5 protein-coding genes are annotated in these 4,693 nt (G+C 63.9%); 3 read left to right on the forward strand and 2 right to left on the reverse strand.

Going from position 1 to position 4,693, the window contains the following annotated elements; genetic code table 11:
* Window positions 1–161 precede the first annotated feature (161 nt).
* Window positions 162–824, reverse strand: coding sequence for a phosphate signaling complex protein PhoU (phoU, locus tag ACFQ50_RS24330; protein WP_377998200.1), 663 nt, complete (start codon window positions 822–824; stop codon window positions 162–164).
* Window positions 825–1,027: 203 nt separating this feature from the next.
* Between phoU and ACFQ50_RS24335 the strand changes: the two genes are divergently transcribed.
* Together ACFQ50_RS24335 and ACFQ50_RS24340 are read left to right on the forward strand one after the other, a co-directional pair.
* Window positions 1,028–2,386, forward strand: coding sequence for a sensor histidine kinase (locus tag ACFQ50_RS24335; RefSeq protein WP_377998201.1), 1,359 nt, complete (start codon window positions 1,028–1,030; stop codon window positions 2,384–2,386).
* A complete protein-coding gene (locus tag ACFQ50_RS24340) occupies window positions 2,383–3,063 on the forward strand; it encodes a response regulator transcription factor (RefSeq protein ID WP_003801167.1) in 681 nt (226 codons plus the stop codon). The genes ACFQ50_RS24335 and ACFQ50_RS24340 overlap by 4 nt, the downstream gene beginning before the upstream one ends.
* Before the next feature lie 143 nt (window positions 3,064–3,206).
* On the opposite strand, the gene ACFQ50_RS24345 is transcribed toward ACFQ50_RS24340, so the two are convergent.
* A complete protein-coding gene (locus ACFQ50_RS24345; protein ID WP_377998202.1) occupies window positions 3,207–3,782 on the reverse strand; it encodes a hypothetical protein in 576 nt (191 codons plus the stop codon).
* Between the two features lie 339 nt (window positions 3,783–4,121).
* Between ACFQ50_RS24345 and ACFQ50_RS24350 the strand changes: the two genes are divergently transcribed.
* The gene (locus ACFQ50_RS24350; RefSeq protein ID WP_003801164.1) at window positions 4,122–4,604 is read left to right on the forward strand and encodes a CarD family transcriptional regulator; all 483 of its coding nucleotides are present in this window, start codon (window positions 4,122–4,124) and stop codon (window positions 4,602–4,604) included.
* Window positions 4,605–4,693: the final 89 nt, after the last annotated feature.

The raw sequence follows: 4,693 nt of genomic DNA on the forward strand, positions 1-4,693 counted from the left end.
ACATCTCCACCGGTCACCGGCCCTCGGACAGGTCTATACGCGCCTGGATCATTACCGATAATCCCGCTGGAGGTTACCTCCACCTATTGGCCCCAAACACCGCCAGAGAGGCCAATACGTGGACAAAAACTCGAAGGTGTTGCCTGGCCGTGCTTGGCGGGTCAGCCGTGCTCGATGCTGTTCGGGTGCCAGGCGCCGGTCACGAGGTAGGTGACCTTCTGCGCCACGGACACGCCGTGGTCCGCGAACCGCTCGAAGTAGCGGCTGGCCAGCGCCACGTCCACGGTGGTGGCCGGGGATTCCTGCCAGTCGGGGCGCGCGATCGCCTTGAAGACGCTGAGGTGGAGGTCGTTCACCGCGGAGTTGGCCTTGAGGATGTCGCGGGCAACCTCGAGGTTGCGGGTCTCCAGCAGTTCGGTGAGCTTGTTGGCGATCTCGATGTCCTGCTCTGCGAAGCTCTTGAACGTCCCGGTCAGCGATTCCGGAATCACCATGGAGGGGAACCGCAGCCGGGCGAGCTGGGCAATGTGGCGGGCAAGGTCACCCATGCGCTCCAGGGATGCGCTCATCCGCAGCGACCCGACGATCATGCGAAGGTCGCTGGCTACAGGGCCCTGCAGCGCGAGGATGTCGATGGCGCGCTCGTCGAGGCTGTTCTGCAGGAAATCGATCCTGGCGTCCGCGGCGATGACGTCCTGGGCCAGGTCGACGTCGGCACTCTCGAACGAGGTGGTTGCCTTGCCGATCGCTTCGCTGACCAGCTTTGAAATCTCGATGAGGTCCTCGCCCACGTGGGCCAGCTCCTCCTGAAAAACCTTGCGCACGTAGGCGTCCTTTCCTTGGAAACTCCGCCCCGCCGCGGCGGTCAGAATTTCGTGTCACCGTTCCGGCAGTCCAACCGCACACTCTTCCAGTGTTCGGTGAACTGTTGCACATCTCAAGATGAACGTTAGCTGAATCCGCACTGCGTGGGCCGTTTATCGGATATTGGGGCTTCTCGGAAGCATAAGCTGGAGGCGTGGATCCAATGCTCTTAGGTGTCATCGCCGGCCTGCTGGGCCTGTCGTTCGGCGTCTTTGGCGTGCTCGCGTTCCGGGTCAGCGAGAAGCAGCGCGAGCTCGTGGAGATCGAGTACGACGAACCGGCGCTGCCCCAGGGCTCAGCGGAAGTCCTCGCCGTCGTCGGCCAGGCGTTTGTGGTGGTGGACGCGATCGACGGCGTCGTCCGGGCAAGCCCCGCTGCCTACGCCTACGGCCTGGTGCGCGGACACACGGTGGTGCACCGCGAGCTGCTGGCCATGACGGCGAATGTCCGGCGCGACGGCGTCATCCTGGAGAGGCAGCTCGAACTGCCCCGGGGACCGCTTGGCCAGGGAACCATCATCGTGCAGGTCCGGGCAGCCATGCTGGGTGAGGAATATATCGTCCTGCTGGCCGATGACCGCACCGAGATCACCAGGACCGAGGAGATCCGCAACGACTTCGTGGCCAACGTGTCCCACGAACTGAAGACCCCGGTGGGCGCCATCTCGCTGCTGGCCGAAGCGCTGGAATCGTCGGCGGACGACGAGGATGCCGTCCGCCGCTTCGCCAAACGCATGCACAAAGAATCGGCCCGCCTCGCCGCGCTGGTGCAGGACATCATTGAGCTGTCCCGGCTGCAGGGCGCAAACGTGGCGCAGCAGGGGCACCCTGTGGACATCAACGACGTCATTTCCGAAGCCGTGGACCGGTCCCAGCTGCCTGCCGAGAGCAAGAACATCCAGATCGTCATTGGCGGCCGCGCGGAGGCCAAGGTCTATGGCGACCAGGACCTGCTGGTCACGGCGCTGCGCAACCTGATCGACAACGCCGTCCGGTACTCGCCGGAAAACACCCGCGTGGGCATCGGTGTGCGGTCCAAAGAGGGCCTGGTTTCCGTCTCCGTGACGGACCAGGGCGAAGGACTGTCACCCGAGGATCAGGAGCGGGTGTTCGAGCGCTTCTACCGGGTGGATGCGGCCCGCTCCCGCCACACTGGCGGAACGGGTCTGGGCCTGAGCATCGTCAAACATGTTGTGTCCAACCACGGGGGCGAAGTCACGCTCTGGTCCCAGCCCGGCCAGGGGTCCACGTTTACCCTCAGGCTGCCGGAGATGGAAGGGCAGGAAGGCGAGTCCGCGCCGGAACCGCGGGCGGCCCGGGCGCGGGCGGAGGGCACCGGAGCCCGGTCCGAAGGCACCGGCGCCGGGGATGACCGCGTAAGTGACGACCGCGCAGCTGACTCCCGCACCGGCCGGGAAGCCACAGCGCTGGCACCCGCTTCACCGCAGGGCCAGCCCGAGCAGCCGCAGGCCAACGAACCACACGACGCCGCCGGCGTCCACGAACGAGGAGCTAACGCTTGAGCAGGATTCTTATTGTCGAGGACGAGGAGTCGTTCAGCGATCCCCTGTCCTATCTTCTGGGCAAGGAAGGGTTCGAAGTGGAGGTCGTGGACAACGGCCTCGACGCCATCACGGAATTCGACCGCAACGGGGCGGACCTCGTGCTGCTCGACCTGCAGTTGCCGGGACAGTCCGGCACGGAGGTCTGCAGGCAGCTGCGGCAGCGCTCCACCGTCCCGGTCATCATGCTGACCGCCAAGGACACCGAGATCGACAAGGTGGTGGGCCTGGAGCTGGGTGCGGACGACTATGTCACCAAGCCCTACTCCTCCCGCGAGCTGGTGGCCCGCGTCCGCGCGGTGCTGCGCCGCCAGGGCGAACCGGAGGAACTCATCTCATCCACCGTCCATGCCGGACCCGTACGGATGGACATCGAGCGGCATGTGGTGAGTGTCGACGGCGAGCAGGTGTCGCTGCCGCTGAAGGAGTTTGAGCTGCTGGAGATGCTGTTGCGGAACTCCGGCCGCGTGCTGACCCGTGGCCAGCTGATTGACCGGGTCTGGGGCTCCGACTACGTGGGCGACACGAAAACGCTCGACGTCCACGTGAAGCGGCTGCGCAGCAAGATCGAGCCAGACCCGTCCCTGCCGCGGTACCTGGTCACCGTGCGCGGACTGGGCTACAAGTTCGAGCCGTAGAGGCTGGCCGCCGCCCGGGGGAGTGGCCCGGGGGAGCGGCACCTCTGGCGCGGGGCAACACGAAGCACCGGCAACACGAAGAAGGAGGGGTTCCCGGCCGGGAACCCCTCCTTCTTGTATGGCTGGCGTGCTGGCCGGCGCTGCTAGTGGCCTGCGGTGGGCGTGGCCGTGGCGGATTCGCTTGGCGTCGCGGTCTCACCCTGTGTTGCAGTCTGGCTCGGAGTGGCAGACTCGCTGGGCGTGCCGCCCGGCAGGTAGGCGGCGTATTCCTTCAGCGTGCCGTCCACCACAGGAATCTTCACGGTCTTGTTGACGTTGGTTCCGTCCTCGGTCACCTGGACGTCCACGACTGTTCCGGGTTTGCCGCCGGTGGTGCTCAGGGTGGCTGCGTCCGTGGACTGGTTCAGCAGGGTGTAGGAGTTCTGTTTGACCGGAACTTCGGTCTGTGCGCCTTCGGCTCCCTTGAACGTGACCTTGACGTCCTTCGAAGAGGAGTTGTAGACGGCGCCGATGACGCGGCCGGGCTGGTTCTCGCCGGCGGAAACGATCAGCATGTTGCGCAGCTGGACCGGCCCGACGTCGGCGCGGGTTCCGTCGGAGGCGGCGTACTGGTGAGAGGTCTGCTGGGCGTTGACGTAGCCGCAGCCCGTCAGGGCCAGCAGGCCGACGCTCAGGGCGGCTGCCGCCATTGCCATCTTGCCGCTCTGGCCCCGGTTCATCGCAGTGAAACGCACGTCACGCACTCCTCGAAAAGTCTTTGAAACAGTTTTCAGCCATAGCCTATCGGCAAAGAGGGGCAAACAAGGATTCGGACCCTCCACATGACTGACCCCTCCGACGCCCGTCTGCGGCCCCGCAGACCTCCGCAAGGGTCCGCAACTACCCGCGCGTAACGCTTGTGGGGCCGTTGGCGATGCACTATTGTTCGCATTCGTCAAGGGGTCTGAGCCGCTGATTTCGGCCATTTTCCGCGGATTTACGGGGTTCCTGGACCGTTTCCATGCCAGTCATATGCCTTAATCGTGATAAACTGGTCTGCGGGAAAGGGGAAAGTCCACATGGTTTTTGAGGTCGGCGAGACAGTAGTTTACCCTCACCACGGTGCAGCAAAAATTGAAGAGATCAAGATGCGCACTGTCAAGGGCGAAGAGAAGATGTATCTCAAGCTCAAGGTGGCTCAGGGTGATCTGACCATTGAAGTTCCAGCAGAAAACGTTGACCTTGTTGGGGTTCGCGACGTAGTGGGCAAAGACGGTTTGGAGCACGTGTTTGACGTGCTTCGTGCCGAGTTCACTGAGGAGCCCACCAACTGGTCGCGTCGTTACAAGGCAAATCTGGAGAAGCTTGCTTCCGGTGACGTCATCAAGGTTGCAGAGGTCGTCCGCGACCTGTGGCGCCGGGATCACGACCGCGGCCTTTCCGCAGGCGAGAAGCGCATGCTGGCCAAGGCCCGGCAGATTCTGATCTCAGAATTGGCTCTGGCTGAAAAGACAGACGAAGAGAAGGCTGCCAGCGTTCTCGACGAGGTCTTGGCTTCCTAACAAGAATTGAACCCCGGTGGCAAAGTGCCACCGGGGTTTCTTCTTGCCCAAAAACACTGATCCAGATAGCAGTTCAGGGCGTTCCCGGC

Origin of the sequence: Arthrobacter sp. NPDC056493 (assembly GCF_042795115.1) — a bacterium.
Taxonomy (GTDB): domain Bacteria; phylum Actinomycetota; class Actinomycetes; order Actinomycetales; family Micrococcaceae; genus Arthrobacter.

What these genes read in the sequence shown, in the direction of transcription:
- ACFQ50_RS24335 (WP_377998201.1), top strand. Translation starts at nt 1,028, where the DNA reads ATGCTCTTAGGTGTCATCGCCGGCCTGCTGGGCCTGTCGTTCGGCGTC.
- ACFQ50_RS24345 (WP_377998202.1), bottom strand. Translation starts at nt 3,782, where the DNA reads ATGAACCGGGGCCAGAGCGGCAAGATGGCAATGGCGGCAGCCGCCCTG.
- ACFQ50_RS24350 (WP_003801164.1), top strand. Translation starts at nt 4,122, where the DNA reads ATGGTTTTTGAGGTCGGCGAGACAGTAGTTTACCCTCACCACGGTGCA.